Origin of the sequence: Thermomicrobium roseum DSM 5159, from assembly GCF_000021685.1 — a bacterium.
GTDB classification, from domain to species: domain Bacteria; phylum Chloroflexota; class Chloroflexia; order Thermomicrobiales; family Thermomicrobiaceae; genus Thermomicrobium; species Thermomicrobium roseum.
Window position 1 is genome coordinate 781,754 of record NC_011959.1, and the last position, 20,089, is coordinate 801,842.

23 protein-coding genes are annotated in these 20,089 nt (G+C 60.6%); 10 read left to right on the plus strand and 13 right to left on the minus strand.

Features of this window, described 5'->3' with window-relative positions; translation table 11 throughout:
• Nucleotides 1-42 precede the first annotated feature (42 nt).
• Complete coding sequence (gene rpoD / locus TRD_RS03660; RefSeq protein ID WP_012642184.1) at nucleotides 43-1,152, minus strand: RNA polymerase sigma factor RpoD; 1,110 nt, start codon at nucleotides 1,150-1,152, stop codon at nucleotides 43-45.
• Between the two features lie 286 nt (nucleotides 1,153-1,438).
• Here rpoD and ruvC point away from each other — a divergent pair, with 286 nt between their 5' ends.
• Genes ruvC through larB form a run of 3 tightly spaced genes read left to right on the plus strand, consistent with a single transcriptional unit; the run spans nucleotide 1,439 to nucleotide 3,551 of the window.
• On the plus strand, nucleotides 1,439-1,930 hold the full coding sequence (gene ruvC, locus TRD_RS03665; RefSeq protein ID WP_012642186.1) for a crossover junction endodeoxyribonuclease RuvC: 492 nt from the start codon (nucleotides 1,439-1,441) through the stop codon (nucleotides 1,928-1,930).
• Nucleotides 1,931-1,938: 8 nt separating this feature from the next.
• Nucleotides 1,939-2,736 (plus strand): TlyA family RNA methyltransferase, encoded by a 798-nt coding sequence (locus TRD_RS03670; RefSeq protein ID WP_012642187.1) that lies wholly within the window; start codon nucleotides 1,939-1,941, stop codon nucleotides 2,734-2,736.
• Entirely contained in the window at nucleotides 2,733-3,551 is an 819-nt protein-coding gene (larB, locus tag TRD_RS03675; protein ID WP_226980719.1) for a nickel pincer cofactor biosynthesis protein LarB, read from the plus strand. The genes TRD_RS03670 and larB overlap by 4 nt, the downstream gene beginning before the upstream one ends.
• On the opposite strand, the gene TRD_RS03680 is transcribed toward larB, so the two are convergent.
• From TRD_RS03680 to TRD_RS14100, 5 genes are all read right to left on the minus strand, one after another.
• Nucleotides 3,491-4,447, minus strand: a complete 957-nt coding sequence (locus tag TRD_RS03680; protein ID WP_012642188.1) for an ArgK protein — start codon at nucleotides 4,445-4,447, stop codon at nucleotides 3,491-3,493. The two genes, larB and TRD_RS03680, sit on opposite strands and share 61 nt — an antisense overlap.
• A gap of 6 nt (nucleotides 4,448-4,453) precedes the next feature.
• Nucleotides 4,454-4,864, minus strand: coding sequence for a cobalamin B12-binding domain-containing protein (locus TRD_RS03685; protein WP_012642189.1), 411 nt, complete (start codon nucleotides 4,862-4,864; stop codon nucleotides 4,454-4,456).
• 13 nt (nucleotides 4,865-4,877) lie between these two features.
• Nucleotides 4,878-5,426, minus strand: coding sequence for a cob(I)yrinic acid a,c-diamide adenosyltransferase (locus TRD_RS03690; RefSeq protein ID WP_226980720.1), 549 nt, complete (start codon nucleotides 5,424-5,426; stop codon nucleotides 4,878-4,880).
• 189 nt (nucleotides 5,427-5,615) lie between these two features.
• On the minus strand, nucleotides 5,616-6,224 hold the full coding sequence (pth, locus tag TRD_RS03695) for an aminoacyl-tRNA hydrolase (RefSeq protein WP_041435953.1): 609 nt from the start codon (nucleotides 6,222-6,224) through the stop codon (nucleotides 5,616-5,618).
• Nucleotides 6,214-7,365: a glycosyltransferase family 4 protein gene (locus TRD_RS14100; protein ID WP_041435954.1), complete on the minus strand. Its 1,152-nt coding sequence runs from the start codon at nucleotides 7,363-7,365 to the stop codon at nucleotides 6,214-6,216. The genes pth and TRD_RS14100 overlap by 11 nt, the downstream gene beginning before the upstream one ends.
• A gap of 117 nt (nucleotides 7,366-7,482) precedes the next feature.
• Here TRD_RS14100 and TRD_RS03705 point away from each other — a divergent pair, with 117 nt between their 5' ends.
• Nucleotides 7,483-7,998, plus strand: a complete 516-nt coding sequence (locus TRD_RS03705) for a Sec-independent protein translocase subunit TatA/TatB (RefSeq protein ID WP_012642194.1) — start codon at nucleotides 7,483-7,485, stop codon at nucleotides 7,996-7,998.
• Between the two features lie 13 nt (nucleotides 7,999-8,011).
• Here TRD_RS03705 and TRD_RS13530 read toward each other — a convergent pair whose 3' ends face one another.
• On the minus strand, nucleotides 8,012-8,686 hold the full coding sequence (locus tag TRD_RS13530) for a class I SAM-dependent methyltransferase (RefSeq protein ID WP_012642195.1): 675 nt from the start codon (nucleotides 8,684-8,686) through the stop codon (nucleotides 8,012-8,014).
• Between the two features lie 112 nt (nucleotides 8,687-8,798).
• Between TRD_RS13530 and tgt the strand changes: the two genes are divergently transcribed.
• The 6 genes from tgt (at nucleotide 8,799) to TRD_RS03740 (ending at nucleotide 14,242) form a co-directional block, all read left to right on the plus strand.
• Nucleotides 8,799-9,977 carry a tRNA guanosine(34) transglycosylase Tgt gene (tgt, locus tag TRD_RS03715; RefSeq protein WP_041436499.1) on the plus strand — a complete coding sequence of 393 codons (1,179 nt, stop codon included), beginning with the start codon at nucleotides 8,799-8,801 and terminating at the stop codon, nucleotides 9,975-9,977.
• A gap of 7 nt (nucleotides 9,978-9,984) precedes the next feature.
• Entirely contained in the window at nucleotides 9,985-10,272 is a 288-nt protein-coding gene (locus tag TRD_RS03720; RefSeq protein WP_012642197.1) for an acylphosphatase, read from the plus strand.
• A 17-nt stretch (nucleotides 10,273-10,289) separates the two neighbouring features.
• Nucleotides 10,290-11,606: a UDP-glucose dehydrogenase family protein gene (locus TRD_RS03725; RefSeq protein ID WP_012642198.1), complete on the plus strand. Its 1,317-nt coding sequence runs from the start codon at nucleotides 10,290-10,292 to the stop codon at nucleotides 11,604-11,606.
• Entirely contained in the window at nucleotides 11,578-12,021 is a 444-nt protein-coding gene (gene acpS / locus TRD_RS03730) for a holo-ACP synthase (protein ID WP_012642199.1), read from the plus strand. The genes TRD_RS03725 and acpS overlap by 29 nt, the downstream gene beginning before the upstream one ends.
• Before the next feature lie 14 nt (nucleotides 12,022-12,035).
• Entirely contained in the window at nucleotides 12,036-13,670 is a 1,635-nt protein-coding gene (locus TRD_RS03735; RefSeq protein ID WP_012642200.1) for a bifunctional ADP-dependent NAD(P)H-hydrate dehydratase/NAD(P)H-hydrate epimerase, read from the plus strand.
• Nucleotides 13,671-13,741: 71 nt separating this feature from the next.
• Complete coding sequence (locus TRD_RS03740) at nucleotides 13,742-14,242, plus strand: CBS domain-containing protein (RefSeq protein ID WP_012642201.1); 501 nt, start codon at nucleotides 13,742-13,744, stop codon at nucleotides 14,240-14,242.
• A gap of 51 nt (nucleotides 14,243-14,293) precedes the next feature.
• Here TRD_RS03740 and TRD_RS03745 read toward each other — a convergent pair whose 3' ends face one another.
• From TRD_RS03745 to nfi, 6 genes are all read right to left on the minus strand, one after another.
• Nucleotides 14,294-14,833, minus strand: coding sequence for a helix-turn-helix domain-containing protein (locus TRD_RS03745; RefSeq protein WP_012642202.1), 540 nt, complete (start codon nucleotides 14,831-14,833; stop codon nucleotides 14,294-14,296).
• 160 nt (nucleotides 14,834-14,993) lie between these two features.
• Nucleotides 14,994-15,791, minus strand: a complete 798-nt coding sequence (locus TRD_RS03750) for an MBL fold metallo-hydrolase (RefSeq protein ID WP_012642203.1) — start codon at nucleotides 15,789-15,791, stop codon at nucleotides 14,994-14,996.
• A gap of 3 nt (nucleotides 15,792-15,794) precedes the next feature.
• Nucleotides 15,795-16,487 carry a YggS family pyridoxal phosphate-dependent enzyme gene (locus tag TRD_RS03755; RefSeq protein WP_012642204.1) on the minus strand — a complete coding sequence of 231 codons (693 nt, stop codon included), beginning with the start codon at nucleotides 16,485-16,487 and terminating at the stop codon, nucleotides 15,795-15,797.
• A 24-nt stretch (nucleotides 16,488-16,511) separates the two neighbouring features.
• Nucleotides 16,512-17,282, minus strand: a complete 771-nt coding sequence (pgeF, locus tag TRD_RS03760) for a peptidoglycan editing factor PgeF (protein WP_012642205.1) — start codon at nucleotides 17,280-17,282, stop codon at nucleotides 16,512-16,514.
• On the minus strand, nucleotides 17,279-18,934 hold the full coding sequence (locus TRD_RS03765; RefSeq protein ID WP_012642206.1) for a thiamine pyrophosphate-binding protein: 1,656 nt from the start codon (nucleotides 18,932-18,934) through the stop codon (nucleotides 17,279-17,281). Before TRD_RS03765 ends, pgeF begins: the two co-directional genes overlap by 4 nt.
• A 418-nt stretch (nucleotides 18,935-19,352) precedes the next feature.
• Nucleotides 19,353-20,081 (minus strand): deoxyribonuclease V, encoded by a 729-nt coding sequence (nfi, locus tag TRD_RS03770; RefSeq protein WP_012642208.1) that lies wholly within the window; start codon nucleotides 20,079-20,081, stop codon nucleotides 19,353-19,355.
• Between the last annotated feature and the right edge of the window lie 8 nt (nucleotides 20,082-20,089).

Here is a 20,089-nt window from a genome sequence, read left to right on the forward strand (position 1 = left end):
TTGGTTTCCTACGGAAGGGAGAATAGCAGAAAAGGGTTATGATCAGTCTAGATAGCCGCGCAAGAAGCGGCTGCAGCTCGGGTGGCGCAGCTTACGCAGGGCCTTCGCCTCGATCTGCCGGATCCGCTCGCGGGTGATACCGAACTCGCGCCCGACTTCCTCCAGGGTGCGGAACTGTCCGTCTTCGAGGCCGTATCGCAGGATGATGATGCGCCGTTCGCGCTCAGTGAGGCGACTCAACGCTTCCTCGAGCTGTTGCCGAAGGAGTTGCTGGGAAGCGATTTCTAGGGGGGCTGGTTGTGTCTCGTCCTCGATGAAGTCGCCCAAGAACGCGTCACCATCTTGACCGATCGGTGCTTCCAGCGAGACGGGGAGGCGTGCTGCTTCGAGGATCTGGCGAATCTTTTCTTCCGGCATATCGAGGGCACGAGCAACCTCCAATTGGGTCGGTTCACGTTCGAGAATCTGTTGGAGGCGGTGGCTGATCTTCTTGATGCGGTTGATGGTCTCGCCGACATGGACGGGCAAGCGGATGGTCCGACTCTGATCGGAAATCGCCCGCGTGATTGCTTGCCGGATCCACCACGTCGCATAGGTGGAGAACTTGTAGCCCCGCTTGTAGTCGAATTTCTCAGTCGCCTTCATGAGGCCGATATTGCCCTCTTGAATGAGGTCGAGGAAAGAGAGCCCACGTCCGACATATTTCTTGGCGACGCTGACTACCAGCCGCAGGTTGGCTTGAATCAAATGAGCGCGGGCACGTTCACCATCTTCCTTGTCAGCGACGAGGGCCAGTCGTTCGTCTTCCGACTTGTAGTCTCCCCGCTCGAGCCGAACTTTGGCGATCTTGCCTCGTTCGATTCGCTGAGCGAGCCAGACTTCCTCTTGGGGGGTGAGAAGCGCTGTTTCACCGATTTCTTGAAGATAGAGACGAACGGTATCGCTGGTACTGAGGCCGTCGTCATCGAAGCGTTCGGGGTGATCGCGCAATCGTCGCTGGAGGCGTGAGTGTCGTGAGGGAAGGAGGCCTTCGCTCTCGTTTGTCCTCAAGGTTTCGTCGGCGGAAAGCTCATCCAAATCGGTCAGTGAGGGAAACACGTCGTCGGCGAGGAAGTAGGAATCGCTCGTTCCATCCAAGGCATGCAGATCCATGGAGTCCATGTTTCAACCCCCACTCACCAGTCGGCACCGCATCGACGTTGTCGAACCATGAGATCATGACGTCGTGGGCCATCTTCCGGCGAGCGGTCGTGGAGAATCTCGTCCGCCTTTCACTCGCTGTCCCTTCCGTTCGGTTGCGCGAGGCGATTATGCGTGCGTTCCGATCGGCAGTATACTGCACTTTGGCTATGCTTTCAAGCGATTCCCGACGATCCGTACCGGTTGGTGTGTTCGAAATGCTGGAAACGGCAGCCCAGTCCGAACGAGTGAGGCGAGTGTGCGTGTCCTAGGAGTCGATCCCGGAATGGCGTTGTTGGGTTACGGTGTGGTCGAAGGAGGCGAACCGCTGCGAGCGCTGTCCTTCGGTGTGGTGAGCACGCCGGCTCACTTGCCGGTAGAACGGCGGCTCGTCGTTCTGCATGACGAACTCGCTCAACTATTGGAGCATTGGCAACCCGATGTGGTCGCATTAGAACAGCTGTTCTTTGCGCGAAATGTAACCACCGCGCTAGCTGTGGGACAAGCTCGAGGAATCGTCTTGCTCCTGTGCGGACAGCGCACTATTCCCGTTGTCGAGTACACTCCCGCGCAGGTGAAGCAGGCGGTGGGTGGCTATGGTCGAGCGCGAAAGCGCGAAATGCAGGAGATGGTTCGCCTCTTGCTCCGGTTGCCAGTACTTCCCCAGCCTGACGATGCAGCCGATGCTTTGGCGCTGGCCGTTTGCTACTTCCAGTACAGTCGTGCTGCACAGCTGGAGCGATTCACCTGAGTTGAGCAATGACCAAGCACCGCGTTAGGGCCGATGACCTCCTCGTGTCCCGTGGACTGGTAGCGACGCGGAGTCAAGCTCGCGCTTTGATCATGGCTGGCAGGGTGTGGCTTGGCGACCAGCGAGTCGAAAAAGCCGGCGAGTTGCTGCCAGCGGATGCTGAACTGAGGATTTCGGAGCCGCCGCGCTATGTCAGCCGTGGCGGGGAGAAGCTGGAGCATGCGCTGCGCTCGTTTGGAATCGATGTCAACGGGCTCGTCTGTGCCGATTTCGGCGCGTCAACTGGTGGCTTTACCGACGTGCTTTTACAGCACGGTGCGCGGCGGGTGTATGCGATCGATGTCGGTCGGGGGCAGCTGCATTACCGATTGCGTCACGATCCACGAGTCGTGGTGATGGAACGGACGAACGTTCGGTACCTCAAAACATTGCCGGAACTGATCGATCTTGTAACGATAGATGTCTCGTTCATTTCGCTGCGCCTCGTCTTGCCAGCTGCATGGAAAGTGCTCGCACCATATGGTCGAGTCATTGCTCTCGTGAAGCCGCAGTTCGAAGCCGGACGCGGTAAAGTGGGGAAAGGTGGCGTCGTACGTGATCTCGCTGTTCACCGCGAAGTGCTCGAACGAGTCACGGCAGCAGCCCTCGACCTGGGTTTCTCGGTCGAGGGACTGATTCGATCCCCGATCACCGGCGCGGAAGGCAACATCGAATATTTTCTCCTACTGCGGCGGAACGGTGTTTTACGACCAGACGTCAGTTCGCTCATCGATAACGTGTTGCGTGAAGTGGAGACCGCGGCATGACCAGCGAATGGAAGAGTGATCCGTTTCAGGATCTTCGGGCCGCTCTCGAAGGCGAGGAGCTATCGGGTCGCACGAATCCAGGCGTATGGGTGGATCCAATGCGACGCCGGCGAACCGGCGTGCCGGAAATCGTGCTGGCCGAGGGCAAGACGATCGAGCAACTCCTGGCTGCAATCGACCTCTTGTTGGAGCGAGAGGGTCGAGTGCTCGTCAGCCGCGTTCAGCCGGCCCAGTTCGAGGCTATTCGCACCCGCTTCGTCTCGGTGCCGGTACGCACGGCACCTTCGAAACGGACACTCGTTCTCCGACGAGACGAGTGCGCTGTCCAGCCCACTGGTGGACGGGTCGGTATCTTGACGGCCGGAGCAGCTGATCGACCGGCGGCTGAAGAAGCGCAGCTCGTTGCGGAGGAACTGGGCTGTCTCGTTCGTGTCGTCCACGATGTCGGTGTTGCCGGTCTGCATCGCTTAGTACCTGCGCTACGCGATCTGGTCAGCGAATGGGATGCCGATGTTCTGATCGTCGCCGCTGGCATGGACGGAGTTCTCCCGAGCGTGGTCGCCGGACTCGTCTCCGTTCCGGTGATCGGCCTGCCGACTCCGGTAGGGTATGGTGTTGGGGGGCAAGGGGAAGCGGCATTGTACAGCATGCTGCAGTCCTGCGCTCCCGGCCTGGTCGTCGTCAATATCGACAATGGTGTTGGGGCCGGAGCAGCTGCTGCTAAGATCGCGAATCGCTGTGCTGGTCAACGCCGTCAGCGAGAATCGTCCGACGAGGCGGCAAGTAGGGCGAACCGCTCGGCAAGTTTCCGGTAAAGCTGTCGCTCACGAGTGCCCATTTCATGATCGCCGTCGTCCGGCGCGGGTCCGTCGTTCAGCAATTCGTCGATGATGCGAAGACAGCGCGTGCGGAGAGTGTGCTGCCACAGACGAGTGGCAGCACGGCGCCGCCGTTCTTCGAGGATGCCACTCGCGGCATAGCGATCTCGGAGTTCAGTGATCGCCTCGAGCACCGCTGTGATTCCCTGTCCTTCGCTCCCGACCGTCTGCAGGATGGGTGGAACAGGGTGACTCGTATCGGCGAGGAGCCGGTAGTAAGCTGAAAGGTCGCGAACGAGTTCAGCTGCACCAGGACGATCCGATTTGTTGATCACGATAAGATCTGCAATCTCGAGAACGCCCGCCTTCAACGTTTGCACACTATCGCCGAGCCCGGGGACGAGTACGAGGAGAGCGAGATCTGCGGCGAGGAGGAGCGGCGAAGCCTCCTGCCCGGCACCGACCGCTTCGAGAAAGACGAAGTCGAATCCATAAAGATCGAGGACAGCGAGGAGCGCAGGGAGAACGGGAGAACCGGCCGGGTCGCGCGCAGCGATGGAACGCACATAGACGTTGGGGTGCTCCGCGGCGTCGAGCATGCGGATCCGATCACCGAGGAGGGCGCCTCCGGAACGCGGGCTGACCGGATCGAAGGCGAGGACAGCAACCGACATATCCCTCATTGTGATTTCAGCAGCTACCCGACCCAGCAAAGTACTCTTGCCAGCTCCCGGCGGCCCAGCCACCGCGACGACCGTTGCGTGTCCTCCGCGCTCGCGCGGAAGCAGATGAGCCACGTCAGGATAACGCTCCAAGAGGGAGAGTGCGCGCGCAAGGGAGGAACGATCCCGATTCCGAACACCTTCGAGCAAGTTTCCCAAGTCCTGCGACATCTCGACTCACGCGCCCCTCACTGGCTCACCAACATGCGTTTCGATGAAGCGAATGATTTCTGATAGCGGCGTACCGGGGCCGAAAACTTCGGCAACTCCCTGTGCCTTGAGGAAGGGGATGTCTTCTTCCGGAATGATTCCGCCGACGAGCACCAGAGCATCCTCTTTCCCGGCGGACCGCAGCGCTCGCACTACTTCCGGTACGAGTTGGTTGTGTGCGCCCGAGAGAATACTCAGGCCGACAACATCGACATCCTCATCGACGGCGCTGCGCGCGATCGTTTCAGGCGTTTGGAAGAGACCGGTGTAGATCACTTCCATTCCCGCATCACGCAGTGCTCGTGCAAGGACCTTCGCACCACGGTCATGGCCATCGAGGCCAGGTTTTGCGATCAGGACACGGATCGGTCGTCGCACAGGTACCTCCCGCTCAATAGTGCAGTCCTCGTCGGAGCGGCTCCTGTTCCCGCGATTTGATCGTTTGCATGAGCGTGACGCTGTCGGCCGCCTCTTGCAGTGCCGGTGTCGCCGCTCGCCCCGTCAGGACAATATCGGTCCAGGGCGCGGCCCGCTCGACCAACTCGAGAATGGTCTTCTCGTCGACCATTCCCTCATCGACCAAGGTCAAAAGGCCGTCGAGGATCAGGATATTCGTCACCCGCAGTGCCACATGTTGCCTCGCCTCTCGTAGCGCAGCCTGCAAGCGCTCCGGCGAAATGGCTGGGCCGCGGATCTCTTCCGGGCGCGTCCGGACATCGATCATGCCGTACTGGGAGAGAGTGACGCCGGTCAAGAAAGAAACGGCGGCAACTTCTCCCCGCTCGCGCCCTGTCTTCAGGAACTCAATGATATGAATTCGCAACCCATGCCCAGCACCACGCAACGCAATACCGAGCGCTGCATCGGACGTCCGACGCTCGTCACCGACCAGTAGCATGAGATACGCGCGTTCCGTTTGGCCCCGATCGACGTCCATCATGCCCTCCATCCCTTTTCACGGTCATGATACCGTGTTGGCGTCTTTCATTCCGTTGCCTTCCTGGAATACGTACCAGTGATCCATCGGGTCGCGCGCGATGGCGAAGCACTGCCACGATGCACTCGCGCGGGCATACACCGATCGGTCCATGCTCTGCGGCCGATCCGGAGTCTCGCCTGCGACGCTCGATCAGCGAGGCAGCGCACTCTCATCGAGAGACAGACGGAGTCCGTTGAACCGATTCATCGCGACCGTCATGCCTTCCCGGTGCCACACCAGGACCGCTTCGGCTGCGAGGGCTGCGATGCGCTCTGCGAGCGGTCGCTCTTCGGGATGGAACGGGCTCAGGACAAAGTCGCGTCCTTCCTCGCGGCGGGTCGGTCGCCCAATGCCGATCCGAAGACGTCCGAAACCGTTGCTTCCCAGTTCGCGAGTCACTGATTCGACACCGTGATGACCGGCAGCGCTCCCTCCCTGCCGAAACCGCAACGTGCCGAGTGGCAAGTCCATGTCGTCGTGAACCACCAGCGTTCGATCCAAGGAAAGTTTGTACCAGCGAACGGCTGCTGCGACAGCCACACCACTGCGATTCATGAATGTCAGAGGCTTCAGGAGTAAAAGTAGCCCACGGTCGGTACGCACCGTTGCGAACTCGCCTTCGAATCGCCGCTGAAAACCGACGACATTGGTGAGTTGTGCTACGCGATCGATCACCCAAAACCCTATATTGTGTCGGGTTTCCATGTATTCTGAGCCTGGATTACCCAATCCAACCACGAGCCATGCATCAGAAGCCACGATCGAGCACCTCCTGATAGACTGCGAGCGTTTGTCGACCCGACTCCTCCCAGGTAAAGCGCTGTGCTCGAAGACGAGCCCGGTAAGCCAGTTCAGCCCGGAGATCAGCATCGCTCAGTAAGCGGACCAGTGCTCCCGCGAGGCTAGCCACTGTTTCTTCTCGAACCAACAGTCCGGCATCACCCACGATCTCGGGAAGTGCACCGACAGCGAAAGCAACGACGGGTACGCCGTGAGCCATGGCTTCGACTGCTGGCAAGCAGAAACCTTCGTCTCGGCTTGCCACGACGAGCGCAGACGCTACTGAGTAGAGCGCGTGCAAGTCTTCGTCGTCGATGTCTGATAACCAACACAGGACTTTCTCACGCTCTCCAACGCGGAACTGCTGGACGGTACTCGTGCATTGCCAACCTTCTTGCCCCACGATCACCAGCAACGGAGCAGGTTCGACGCCCGCTTGCTGCAAGAGCAGGAACGCCTCCAGCAAGAGATCGTAGCGCTTGCGCGGCTCGATCGTCCCGACGGCGAGGAGGAGCGGTCGTTCTTTGATCTGAGCACCGAGCCGTGGCAGAAGGATGCGGCTCGATCGTTCCCAGGCATAGGAAGTAGTCGATCCCCATCGCTGGTGGACGCCGTGATAGATGACGCGGATGCGCTCACTCGTCTCCGGTACCACCGAGCGGAGTCGCCGAGCTGTGGCCTCTGACGGCACGATGATCCGATCCGCAGCGCGGATGCGCGCAAGGGTCTGCCGGTAGTAACGAAAAGCGGACGGTGTCAAATCACCGGGTGCATCGAGAAAAGCGAGGTCATGGATCGTCGCGACGCCGCGTATCCAAGGGGGAAGGTGCGGCAGGACAAAATCGGTTGCATGGTAGACACGAATTCCGCGGAACGCCAATTCACAGCCGAGGCTCCAGGTTTCCAGTGGATGGTGCGGTGGCGTCATGACCCTAAGCGATGGCAAGGGCAGATCCGGCCGGAAACGATTCACGACGAGCCGAAAGCGCACTGCTGAGGAGCTGCATCCGGCGCGTGCCAAAGCACGACCGAGTTCGGCCATATAGCGACTGATCCCGCCACGACGATACGCTAAGAGACGCCCATCGAGCGCGACGACCGGAGTCGGCGGGAACCGCACCGTCAGGACCCCCTCTCCGCCGCTGTTATACTTCCTGCGGAGTTCGCTGTCTCGGCTACCGAGATCGCTCCGCACTGCTGCAGGAGCCCAAAGGGGGAAAGGCGAAGAGGACGAGCGATGGACATCTTCGGAATGGGACCTGGCGAGCTGCTCGTCATCATGATCTTGGCTCTGGTGCTCTTCGGTCCGGGTAAGCTACCGGAAATCGCCGCCACGGTCGGACGAGCAGTTCGCGAATTCCGCAATGCCACAAGGGAGCTGACGAGCGAGTTCGAGCAGGCATTCCGTGAGGTTCAAGTGAGTACGACAGAAGTCGCCACATCGGTTCTCTCAGTCCAGCAAGAAACGCATGCTGCGCTACAGGAGACGCGGGCAGCGCTGAACGAGGCGACGGACACCGTCTCTCGAGCAGCCAGTACGGTTGCGCTCGATCAGGTTGCGGCGCCCGCTACCATGCCTGCTGCTCCGATGGTTCCACCACTCGGACCCGCGGAGTCAACCGCGGTAACGGCCAGTGCGAGTAACGGACGGCGTGAGCCGACGAAGGACGACCCGCTCGCGGATCTGGTCGACGTCGACGAGCTGCTCACTGAGTCGAAACCATCAATATCGACCGGACCGTGGGAAACGTGAGTTTTCTCGCACGCTAATCACCTCGCCGAGCGATCCACAGACAGACGCGACCAGTGGCATCCTGCTGTGTTTCCCAACGCATCTCGGCGAAGAGCGGGACGGGTGGTGGCGCGGGAAGTCGCCTACAGTCGAGCGGAGGATGGTTAGCAACCGGACCGAGAAGACGGCGGAAAGGGCGTATCCACCACGGCCACGAGCGCGGCTGGGCAGCGACGACCGCAACGTACAGGCCTCCCGGACGGAGAACCCGAGCCACTTCACTGGTCATCTCGTAGGTCAGAAAGACTTCGGTCGGAAAGGTGGTCACGACCGCATCGAGGCAAGCATCCCGCAATGGTAGTCGCTGAGCATCAGCGCGGACGATCCACACCCGCTGAAAGCGTGCGACGCGGCGGCGAGCCAGCCGTATCATCGTCGGCGAACGATCGATCGCCAGGACTCGCTTGCCTTGGGCGGCGAGGTCCGTGGCGAAGTCACCTGGCCCACAACCGATCTCAGCAACGACTCGCGCACCGGCAAGCCAGGGTAACGCGTTGCGTTGCCAGGCTTGCCAGGCGTTTCCGAAGAGCATCCGTGTCAATAGCGGATAGACAGGAGCGAGCGGACCATAGAAGAGTTCCAGTACCGACTGTTGCACGTCCTGGCCGCGTGGGATCAGCCGCAAACGACGATGCGATGACTCAGGCATGCTGCTCGTACGTCCTCCTCGTCAACCTTGTGCGATTCTCGATCGACAGGGTATACCGAATCGAGAGACAAACGGAGCGACACCTCTCATCGAAGGGATCGACGAGCAAGGCATGAACGGGAAGGGAAGGTTCCGCATCATCGCACGCGATATGGCCACGATGGCCCGCCGCGGTGTTCTCCACACCCGTCGCGGGCCGGTGCAGACCCCAGCGTTCATGCCGGTAGGGACACAAGCAACGGTCAAGTCACTGACGCCCGAGGAAGTGCGCGCGACCGGGAGCGAGATCGTTCTGGCGAATACGTACCATCTCTTTCTGCGTCCAGGGCTGGAGGTCCTCGAAACAGTTGGGGGCTTGCACGCCTTTATGGGCTGGGACGGTCCGATCCTGACTGACTCCGGCGGTTTTCAAGTTTATAGTTTGGCCCAGCTCCGTGACGTTACGGAGAGAGGAGTACGATTCCGATCGCACATCGATGGCTCCCTTCGCGAACTCACTCCGGAAATCGTCATCGAGCTCCAAATGCTGTTCGGTTCAGATGTGCTGATGCCATTGGATGATGTCGTCGGATTCTCCGAATCCGACGAGCGGCAGCAGGAGGCAATGGCTCGTACGCACCGTTGGCTGCAAAGGAGTCTCCACCGCTTCCAGGAATTGACAGCAGCGTTCGCGGAGGAGAAGCGACCATTGTTGTTCGGCATCGTTCAAGGCGGCTTCGACCCGAGCCGCCGCGTCGAAAGCGCGCACTTCGTGGCGTCGCTACCGGTAGATGGTCTGGCGATCGGGGGACTCAGTGTCGGTGAACCGAAGGACCTTCTTTATGCAATGCTCGATGCGACTGCAGGAGAGTTGCCCGACGATCGGCCGCGTTATCTCATGGGCGTCGGAGCGCCGGACGATCTCTGGCGAGCGGTCGCGTACGGCATCGATCTGTTCGATTGTGTCCTGCCGACACGCTTAGCACGGCATGGTGCGCTCTTCACGCCAACCGGCCGCGTGGACATCACTGGAGCGCGCTTTCGTCTGCATACCTCACCAGTCGACGAGACATGTGATTGTTACACCTGCCGTCGATTCAGTGCAGCCTATCTGCACCATCTCTTCCGTGCACGCGAACTGCTGGGTTACCGGCTCGCCACGATCCATAACGTCCGGTTCTTGCAGCGTCAGATGGAAACGATGCGACGTGCGATCGAAGAAGGAACCTTCGCGGCACACATGGAACGGTTTTTGTCCTCATACGAGGCGAGTACAGCCCTGACATCGAGCGATCGCCTGGTCAACGGGTGAGGGTGGAATGATGGACGATCGTGCAGCACTCCACTGCATCGTTTTCGGTCGCGTTCAAGGGGTCGGCTTTCGCTTCTTCGTCGTCGAGATTGCCGAACGACTCGGTCTGACGGGCTGGGTACGCAACCGTGAGGACGGGCGATCAGTCGAGATTTGGGCAGAAGGGCGGCGAGCAGCCTTGGAAGCCCTTCGCGAGCAAGTTCGGACAGGCCCACCAGGTGCTTGGGTCGAGCGCGCTGAATGCGCGTGGGTGGAGCCGACTGGACACTTCGACGATTTCAGCATTCGGCGCTGAGGAAGCGGGGATAGAGTATGGCGACGATCGCCATCGTCGGTCTCGGTTACGTTGGGCTCGTTTATGGGGGTGCATTTGCCGATCTCGGCAACAGTGTGTGGGGTATAGATATCGACGTCGAGAAGGTCGACAAGCTTCGCCAGGGGACGATGCCGATCTATGAACCAGGACTGCAGGAGTTGATCCGACGCAATGTCGAGGCCGGGCGTCTTCGATTCACGACCGATTATGCAGAGGCGATTCCGGACGCCGAGTTCGTCTTCATTTGCGTGGGGACCCCTTCGACCCTCGATGGGGATGCCGATATGCGAGCTGTGCGAGCAGCCGCCGAGACGATTGCCCGGCACCTGAGCGGCCACACCATCATCGTGAACAAGAGCACGATGCCGATCGGGTCCGGAGACTTCATCTCGGCTCTGGTCGAGCAGCTCAAGCCCTCAGACGCGACATTTGCCATCGTAACGAATCCGGAATTTCTGCGCGAAGGCTCGGCGGTTTACGACGTATTCCATCCGAGCCGTATCGTGCTCGGAGCTGAGGATCGCGAGGCAGCTGAGCGAGTTGCCGAACTCTATCGTGTCTTGGACGCGCCGATTCTGATCACAGACCGACGCAGTGCCGAGATGATCAAGTATGCGTCCAACGCGATTCTGGCCACCCGTATCAGTTTCATCAACGAGATCGCCCAGATTTGCGAGCAAGTCGGGGCTGATATCAAGATCGTCGCCCAGGGTATGGGCTACGATCCACGAATCGGCCCGCTGTTCCTGGAAGCAGGACTCGGTTTCGGCGGTAGTTGTTTCCCCAAGGATGTCCGCGCACTGGCAGCGATGGCCGAACGGGTCGGTTGCCATCCCCAGCTCTTGCATGCGGTATTGGAAATCAACGAGGATCAGCGTCGCCGCTTCGTCCGAAAGGTACAAGAGCTTCTCGGCGATCTCTATGGTCGTCCCATCGCGCTCTGGGGTCTCGCATTCAAGCAAGACACGGATGATGTTCGCGAGTCTCCCGCTCTGGACGTTTTGCGCATGCTCCTCCAGCGAGGAGCACTCGTGACGGCATACGATCCCGCAGCCATGACGAATGCGGCGCGGGAAGTACCTGATGCCCGGTATGCACCGGATCCCTATGCCGCGGTGGTCGGAGCCGACGCGTTGCTCATCGCGACACCCTGGAACGAGTTCAAGCAAGCCGATCTCCGCCGGGTCAAGAGACTCATGCGTACTCCCATCATTGTCGATGGTCGCAATATCTACGAACCAGCAGAGGTTCGGAGTCTCGGATTCGTTTACGTTGGAGTTGGCCGTGGTCATCGAGCCGATCTGGGATCCTGACGCGACAGGGCCGGTCGAAGTCGGGGTCGATGCCATCGAGATCTGGCGAATCCAACGCACGCTCGCCCGTTTCGGGCAGCGTTTTCTGGAACGCGTCTATACCGAAGCAGAGCAAGCCCGCTATGCCGGGCGAGTGGCCGAGCTAGCAGCCCGCTTCGCGGCCAAGGAAGCGGTCATGAAAGCACTCGGTACCGGAGTCCGTGGCATGCGCTGGCGCGACATCGAGATTTTGCCGAACAGCCGTGGGAAACCATTGGTCATTTTGTACGGAACTGCACGGGAGCGTGCTCACTCACTCGGCCTCGAGCACATCGCTGTTTCCCTGACTCATGCCCGCGATCTGGCGATCGCGGTCGTCGTAGCCACGTTTCGGACTCCTGACCAGCACCGTCCGAGCGAACACTCCCAGCACTGAGAGGAGAGTCGAGAATGGAGAAGTTGTGTCGTGTCGAAGAAGTTCGTCGTGCTGAAGCCGAAGCAGTCGCTCAGGGTTTATCGTTGACAGAACTCATGCGGCGTGCTGGGCAGGCGGTGGCGGAGACGATCGAGCAACTGGCGTCTCGAAAACAGGGAAGGCGAGCACTGTTCCTCGTCGGACCGGGCAACAATGGCGGTGACGGATTAGTCGCGGCCAGCCTTTTGGCACTGGCCGGTTGGGACTGCGCAGTTTGGAGCTGGAATCGACGTGAACCTGGTGCGATCCCGGCCGAGCCGACTGGCTTGGCCCGCTGCCGCTGGATCGAGAGCGAGGAACTCGATCGCGAACTCTCGCTGGCTGATGTGATCGTCGATGCCATCTTCGGGATCGGTGGGCGACCGGAGGTCCCCGAGCCGGTTGCAACGATCTTCGAGGCTGCGCACCGCGCTCGTCGTGTACGGAATACGGTTTTGGTCGCGGTCGACGTTCCGTCCGGCATCGACAGCGACACCGGTGCTGCTGACGCGCGTGCCTTTCGTGCAGATCTGACCGTAATGCTCGGACTGCCGAAGATCGGTGCGTACCAGTTTCCTGCTCTTCGCCATACTGGGCTGATCCGACTCGTCGACATTGGCCTACCCAAGCCTCCAGTTGGTCCCGGAAGTGTCGCGCTTCTGACGCTCCAGGATGCTCGTGGATGGCTACCGGAACGGACAGCCGCGACCCATAAATGGGCGGTCGGCGCTGTCCTGATCGTCGGTGGAGCACCGAACTATTACGGTGCTCCTCGCCTCGCAGCGAGTGCGGCGTTGCGGGCTGGAGCGGGACTCGTGACACTGTCCGTTCCACGATCGCTCGTGCCCTCGATCGCAGCGGCACTTGCCGATGTGACCTTCCTTCCTGCTCCTGACGGTGACGTCGGAGTTGGCCAGCGATGGGCAAACCTCGTGCGCGATGCCCTCCCACGCTACCGGGCCCTTCTCGTCGGCCCTGGACTCGGTCAAGACCAGACAGCCGACGAGTTGCTCCGCTATCTTTTTGGACTCGGCCGAGTGCGGCGTGGGTCCCTCGGTTTTGGCGTGCCAGCGGATGACGAGGTACCGCAACGATTCGCGGGTTATGCGGTGATCGATGCGGATGGCCTCAACTGGCTCGCCAAAATGGGTAGCTGGTGGGAAGAACTTCGCGAGGCACAACTCGTTCTTACGCCGCATCCCGGTGAACTCGCTCGCTTGTGTGGTTGCGACGTGACGACGATTTTGGAAGATCCATGGACTCAGGCGCTCGAGGCCGCGGTCACCTTCGGCCAGCATGTGGTTTTGAAGTACGGCCACACGGCTGTCGCATGTCCTGACGGGTCACTCTTGCTCGCTCCTCAGGTCCATCCCGCGCTGGCTACTGCTGGGACAGGAGACGTGCTTGCCGGTGTGATCGCTGGGCTCGCTGCGCAGGGGTTGGGACCACGAGAGGCTGCGGCTGCCGGTGTCGTGATAGCCGGCGAAGCGGCGCTGCATGCCGTCGTGTCAGCTGGTACGCTCTCGCTCACTGCCTCTGACGTCGTCGCTGCTTTGCCGAAAGTCATCCGAGCACTGTACGATCCCCAATGGTCACCGGAGCGAGTGGTCTCGGCGATCGAGGAGAACTGAGGGTACCGAAGAGCGACTCCCATTGCGTCTGTGAAGTAGGTCAGACGATCGAAAAGGAGAGCAAATAGAAGATGGTGCAAGAAATTCGGGTACGCTCCTTGATGACTCGTGATGTCGTTGCCATCAGCCCTGAGACGTCGGTCGGTGAAATCGCCCGCCTGATGTGGGAGCATGCTATCTCGGGTGTGCCAGTCATCGATGAGCAGCGGCGGGTTATCGGTATTGTGACCGAGTTCGACTTGATCGCGCGCGAGGCGAGTTTCAATGCCCCGTTGTACGTTCCGTTTCTCGATGCTTTTTTCAAGGTACCGGGAACGGGTGACGAAACTCAGCTCCGCAAGATCCTGGCTACCAAAGCTGCCGAAATCATGTCGAGTCCGGCCATCACGATCGGACCAGAGGAAACGATCGAAGCGCTCGCAACACTGATGTATCGGCGCCGAGTCAACCCGGTGCCGGTCGTGGACGAGGAGGGACGGCTCCTCGGAATCGTCTCACGCTCGGATCTCATCTGGCTGATGACACTCGAAGAACGCGGTGAACTCCCAACGCTCCTGGCTAGCCGCTCTTAGCCGGAGGAGGACGGCTCAAACCGCTCGACTGTATCGACCGATCGTCGTCGATCAGGCCGATTCCTGGAGTTGCTGGCGTAAGGCTTCCACGTCTCGGCGGATGATGAACGTGCGGCCGGAGTGCTCGTCGCGGACATACTCCAGCTTGCGCTCGTCCATCCAGCGGTAGATGGTCGGACGTGTGACACCGAGACGATGGGCTGCCTGGGTGATGCTGACAAGCTCGTTGGGCTCGTAGGCTCGGAATTTCGCCTGCGAGAGCAGTCTCCCGAGTTCACTTTCCCAGAAGGCACGTGGAACAGAGTAGTCTTCTGCGCCGGGTGCCCAAAAGAGGAGTTGGAGGACCAGTTCGATGTTTTCCAGAATCCGTTCCCGTTGCTCGATCAGCCTGCCTTGCGCAATGGCAGCGAGGCGCTGCAGCACCTGTCCGATCGGGCTCGCTCGGAGCTCTTCGAGGAGTTCCTTTTCGCTCAGATTGATCTGCTCGATGACACGAGGGAGCAAGCGCGACATCAACCGGTAGTGATGCGAGTAGAGAATCTTCAACGCGTCATCGATCACCCGCTGATAATTCAAACTCTGAGCATCCACGGGTTCTCCTCCCGCCGAGCAATCGGACGACCAGTGTACGTACCCATTGTACGGAGTCCGAAGCTGACCGTCAATAGAGCAAAAAAGTCCAGCTCGCTCGGCGGTGCCCACGCTCTGATCAGTGCCAGCGAGGCACAGCCAATCCATGCTCTCTTTTGGATCACTCCTGATCACTGTCTCGGGTTAGCCGGTACTGGGAGGAGGCAAAGTTCCATCGGTAGACCATACCGGCTTGAGGGAGCACGTCGAGTTGGTGGGGACAGGGCGAACCGAATCGCGCGCGGACGGTAGCGAGTGCGAGACGAGGATCATTGTTCTGTTGGGAGAGATGAGCGAGCCAAATGGTTCGTGGTGAACCCGACAAATGGGCGAGTGCATACGCTGCCTGGTCGTTACTGAGGTGCCCAGCCGGTGAAGCGATTCGCCGCTTGAGCCAGTCCGGGTATGGTCCGCGCCAAAGGAGATCACGATCGTGATTCGCTTCGAGCACGATGAGATTCGCGCGTGATAAGGCGACGAGCACTTCGTCCGTCACCGTGCCGAGATCCGTGAACAGAGCAGTTTCCGCATGACAGGTCGCCAGGCGCAAGCCGAACGGCTCCCTCGCATCGTGCGGTACAGGGACCGGGTAAAGAGCGAGATCACCGATCTCCAGCCAATGCTGATACCTGACCGTCAGCCGACGCGCTGATCCCAACCGGAGCACAGCGTCCGTACCAACCGTCGTGACGACTGGGCAGGATTGCCAGCGGAGCAATCCGGCGAGCCCACGAACGTGATCATGGTGCTCGTGCGTCACGACGATCGCGGTCAGTTCGTGGTCGCCGACACCGATCGAGCGCAAGAGGCGACGCAGCGTCGTCGCCGCCAATCCTGCATCGATGAGGATGCTTGTCCGCTGGGTGCGGACGAGAAAAGCGTTCCCCTCACTGCCGCTGCCGAAACAGAACACTTCCACGTTTTAGTCTCCGAACAGCGCGCGACCGATCCGGACGAGCGTCGCTCCTTCCTCGACAGCGATGTCGAAATCGTTCGACATGCCCATGGAAAGCTCCGGGAGAGGGTGTTGGAAACGTTCTTGAAGCTGATCGCGCAGCTCCCGCAGTGCGCGGAAGACTGGCCGGACAAGTTCGCTTTCTGCTACGAGCGGTGCGATCGTCATCAGGCCGCGAACGTCCAAATGTGGTTTCGTGAGCCCCAAAGCGAGAAGTTCAGCAGCCTCAGCCGGTCGACAACCGTGTTTCTGTTCCTCGCCGGCGATATTCACCTGAATCAAGATAGGAAGGCGGCGGCCAACGCGCGCAGCTCGTTCGTGCAGTTCCTCGATGAGAGCTGCACGGTCAACGGAATGGATCAGAGCGAAGAGCTTGACGGCATGTCGAACCTTGTTGGTTTGCAGATAGCCAATGAGATGAAGCTCCGCATCAGGTGGAAGCGGGTTTTCACCGAACTTTCGCTGTGCCTCCTGAACGCGGTTTTCCCCGAAAAGGCGTAGGCCGAGTTCGTACGCTGCCTGCACTTTTTCCCGATCGATCCCTTTCGTCACAGCGACGATCTGCACGCTCTGTGGATCGCGTCCTGCTCGTTCAGCCGCCCGCTCGATACGGCATCGCACACGAGCCAAATGCTCGCGCAGTCGCTCGTACTCTTGCATGGCCTTCTCCAGATTCCGTGCCGCTCAAGGGAGCGCGATCACGGCAGCTTGGGCACCAGCACGTGAGCCGTTCGCGCGATACGAGAACCACTCTCCGGCATGACAACGCGTGCAAATCCCGGCGCGCTCGATGTGCGCCGGATCGACTCCTCCTTCAACGAGGAGCAGTTCGTTGGCTCGCCAAAGATCGAAAATCGCCCGGCCATTTCGCGAGAGAACAGCCTGATGACCGTTCGATGGCTCGGTGGCGAGCCAGGCTGTGATCACTTCTTCTCCCACTTCGTAACAGCATGGGCCGATCGATGGCCCGAGAAAAGCCCACAAACGCTCAGGGCGAGCGGAAAACAGTGTGCACAAGATGTGGACTGCTTGTCGCGTAATTCCGGCCACGGTACCACGCCAACCGGCGTGAACGACGCCGATAGCTGGGACGTCGGGTGCGTACAACAAGACCGGCACGCAATCAGCGCAGATCATGGCGAGCGGCAGGTTCCGTTCCGTCGTCACGAGTGCATCGCTCTCCGGGATTCCCGTGCCCGGTTCGAGGGCTCCGCGACCGCGCTCTGACGCCGTGACGACGGTAACCCGCGTGCCATGCACTTGGCGGGCAAAGACGGTATGCTCGAGCGGTAAGCCGAGGCGTTCCCACCAGGCGCGCCGATTCGCGAGCACGATCGAGATAGTGACATTCCCACTCACTGATCCAAAAGCGGGCAGAGAGGGGTCCCGCTTGGTCACACCGTGCGGAATACCGAGTGCGGACAAGCGCGCGAAGCGGAAGGGACGCACGATCATGCCTCTGTACCCAACATCACGTGAATCAGCCAAGGACTCGTATCGACAACAGCTTGGGAGGCTGCTCGTTCGAGTTCGGCGGGGTCCGACACGCGGATGGCGTTCAGCTTGTAGGACTGTGCCAGTTCGACGAAGTCCGGGTTTACGAGATCGACATCGCGGGGTCGGACTCCAGCCTGCAGCATTGCGCGCTTGACAGCTGTATGTGACCGGTCGTCGAAAACGACGACGATAACCGGTAGCCGATACTGAGCGAGGGTACCGAGTTCCTGCACAGTGAACTGGATTCCGCCGTCGCCACAGATCGCGACTGCCGGACGATCCGGACGCGCGTATTTTGCACCGATCGCCATCGGGAGAGCGGAGCCGAGCGTGCCGAACCCTCGAGGAAATGCGTAGGTGCGCGGCACGTAGACAGGAAAAGCGCGGACAGCCTCGTAGCAGACCATCGTCATGTCGTGTGCGGTAAACGCATCGCGCGGAAGTGCGCGCCGGAGAGCGATCAGCCAGGGCTGATAGCGGCGCGCCGAGTCATCGGTGACGCTCAGTAACTGCTGCCGCACGCTCTCGATCTCCCACGGTTCCCAGCGGGATCGTGGGCGGAAACCTGCTTCGATTCGCTCGAGGAGTCCAGCGAGCGCTTCGGCGCAATCGGCTCGCAGCGCAACGGCTGCTGGATAACGCCGATGGAACTCCAGAGGATCGATATCGATATGGATCAGCGGTGAGGGAAGCGGCATCGTCCCTTCCGCGGTCGTCCGTGCGCCCAGGCCGGTTCCGATAGCAATCGTTACGTCCGACCCTCGCATGAGCTCACTCACCGGGTTGTCCGGCATCCAACGATAGCCGAAGGCGCCGATGGCCAACGGGTGGTCATCGGGGATAGCGCCCTTCCCAGTCACGGTCGTACTGACAACTGCGCCGATGGCACTGGCGAGTTGGCTGAGCAGCTGGCTGCTGCGCTCGGAGACAGCTCCACCGCCGGCTAAAACGAAGACTCGATTCGCGTCAGCCAGCAGCTGCGCTGCTCGGTCGAGCAGATGATCATCAGGCTTCGCAGGTGGAACGGCGATGACGAGCGGATCGCTCATCGCTGTGCGTTCACGCAGGACATCCAGAGGAACTTCCAAATAGACTGGGCGCGGCCGCCCGTCATACAGTTGGCGGAACGCTTCGGCAACGGCTGACCTGATTTCTGCAGCACTCATCACCCGGTGTGCCCACTTGACGATTGGACGGACCACGGCGAGCTGATCCGTCATCTCGTGCAGCCGTCCATCCAAGTGGCCGAGGTAGGGTCGGTCGAGACACGTGCTGATTACGAGGACTCGCGAGCTATCGGCGAATGCCTCGGCAATCGGCGTGACGATGTTGGTCAGTCCTGGACCAGTGACTGTTATGGCAACACCGACGCGGCCACTCGCCCGCGCGTACCCGTCGGCCATGTAGCCGGCGCCCTGCTCGTGTCGCGGAAGAACTGTGCGAATCTGGCTTCGTTCGAGAGCAGCGTAGAGATCGAGCGTGTGGACGCCCGGAATGGTGAAGACGACGTCCACGCCATTTGCCTCGAGGGCGCGGACGAGTGCCTCAGCACCCGTCTCCTGGCGCTCGCGTTTGACCGAGGGGATCGCCGGAATCTCCACCGAGTTCATCTCCAAATGCCTCCCGAAGTGCTCCCATGCCCGCGCCGCAGTGTAGGAGAAGGCGGATCTCCGTGCAACGCCAGAGTGTTGGCCACCCGGTCGTTCCACGAACCACAACGAGTCAGCAACGTGCAATGCTCCGATCGAGGCGCCTGGTCGACAAAACTGCGCATAAGAACTGTTATACGCACTATATGGGAAGCTAGGCTTCCCACCTATCATCGGCCCGTCATGGCAGCGCCCTGTGCTCCCTGAATCGGTTCCCTTTGTGCTCGTCGCCTCTCCTCGCTCAGGCATCCGGGCGGGTTTGGCGTGATCGCGCGCTGACCGCGTGACGCGAACATTCGCACTGTTGCGGACTCCTTGGTCCCCGAGACGGACGAAAACTCGCGGCGAACCGATCCTCCAGCGAGCACTCGCTCCATGGTCACCAACCCGTGTCCTTCGAGGCAGCTGCCGCTTTCGCATATCGGTGTGCCCATCGTGTCGGTTCCGGAATACGATAGCGACTGAGTCGGAGCACCCAGCGGATCGCTTCCAGGAGTGTGATACGGTGCCCGACCGACACGATAAGTGGTCGGGCACTGGGCCGCGTGCGAACTGCTGCACCGATAATTTCCTCCTCAGCCACCAATGGTGTCCAGGCTCCTCGGTTCGGTCCCGGCTCGCGATACGAGCCGTACAAGCGAGATTTGGCCGCGCCGATCGTCGGCAGGTCGAGCAAGACGCCCACATGACTCGCCAGACCGCAGCGGCGAGGATGCGCTCGTCCTTGCCCGTCGACGACGAGAAGGTCCGGTGTCTGTTCGAGAGCCCGAACCGCTTCTATGATCACTGGCGCCTCTCGGAAGCTGAGAAACCCTGGAATGTAGGGAAAGGTTACCTTTTGTTCGGCGATCGCGCGCTCGACCTCGCGGAGCGGCAGGAAGTCCGTGGCTTCGTCGCTGGTTGGTTCGCTCAGAAGTTCGAAGCAGACGGCGACTGCGACCGCTCGCTCGCCGCGCAGGTGCATATCTGCGCCCGCAATGAAGCGGGGCGTTTGGGGAAGTGGAGTTTCCACTACCTTCTCTGCCAGTTCTTTCTGCAGACGAGCGAGTTCCTCGAGTTCGAGCGGAGAGAGCGCTGGCTTTCCTGACACGAAGTGTGGCGAAATCATCCACTTGT

Excerpts from the sequence above, each read along its gene's own strand:
- rpoD (WP_012642184.1), bottom strand. The coding sequence starts at position 1,152 with ATGGATCTGCATGCCTTGGATGGAACGAGCGATTCCTACTTCCTCGCC.
- TRD_RS03670 (WP_012642187.1), top strand. The coding sequence starts at position 1,939 with ATGACCAAGCACCGCGTTAGGGCCGATGACCTCCTCGTGTCCCGTGGA.
- larB (WP_226980719.1), top strand. The coding sequence starts at position 2,733 with ATGACCAGCGAATGGAAGAGTGATCCGTTTCAGGATCTTCGGGCCGCT.
- TRD_RS03680 (WP_012642188.1), bottom strand. The coding sequence starts at position 4,447 with ATGTCGCAGGACTTGGGAAACTTGCTCGAAGGTGTTCGGAATCGGGAT.
- TRD_RS03690 (WP_226980720.1), bottom strand. The coding sequence starts at position 5,426 with ATGATGGACGTCGATCGGGGCCAAACGGAACGCGCGTATCTCATGCTA.
- TRD_RS03705 (WP_012642194.1), top strand. The coding sequence starts at position 7,483 with ATGGACATCTTCGGAATGGGACCTGGCGAGCTGCTCGTCATCATGATC.
- TRD_RS13530 (WP_012642195.1), bottom strand. The coding sequence starts at position 8,686 with ATGCCTGAGTCATCGCATCGTCGTTTGCGGCTGATCCCACGCGGCCAG.
- tgt (WP_041436499.1), top strand. The coding sequence starts at position 8,799 with ATGAACGGGAAGGGAAGGTTCCGCATCATCGCACGCGATATGGCCACG.
- TRD_RS03720 (WP_012642197.1), top strand. The coding sequence starts at position 9,985 with ATGATGGACGATCGTGCAGCACTCCACTGCATCGTTTTCGGTCGCGTT.
- TRD_RS03725 (WP_012642198.1), top strand. The coding sequence starts at position 10,290 with ATGGCGACGATCGCCATCGTCGGTCTCGGTTACGTTGGGCTCGTTTAT.
- TRD_RS03735 (WP_012642200.1), top strand. The coding sequence starts at position 12,036 with ATGGAGAAGTTGTGTCGTGTCGAAGAAGTTCGTCGTGCTGAAGCCGAA.
- TRD_RS03740 (WP_012642201.1), top strand. The coding sequence starts at position 13,742 with ATGGTGCAAGAAATTCGGGTACGCTCCTTGATGACTCGTGATGTCGTT.
- TRD_RS03755 (WP_012642204.1), bottom strand. The coding sequence starts at position 16,487 with ATGCAAGAGTACGAGCGACTGCGCGAGCATTTGGCTCGTGTGCGATGC.
- pgeF (WP_012642205.1), bottom strand. The coding sequence starts at position 17,282 with ATGATCGTGCGTCCCTTCCGCTTCGCGCGCTTGTCCGCACTCGGTATT.
- TRD_RS03765 (WP_012642206.1), bottom strand. The coding sequence starts at position 18,934 with ATGAACTCGGTGGAGATTCCGGCGATCCCCTCGGTCAAACGCGAGCGC.
- nfi (WP_012642208.1), bottom strand. The coding sequence starts at position 20,081 with ATGATTTCGCCACACTTCGTGTCAGGAAAGCCAGCGCTCTCTCCGCTC.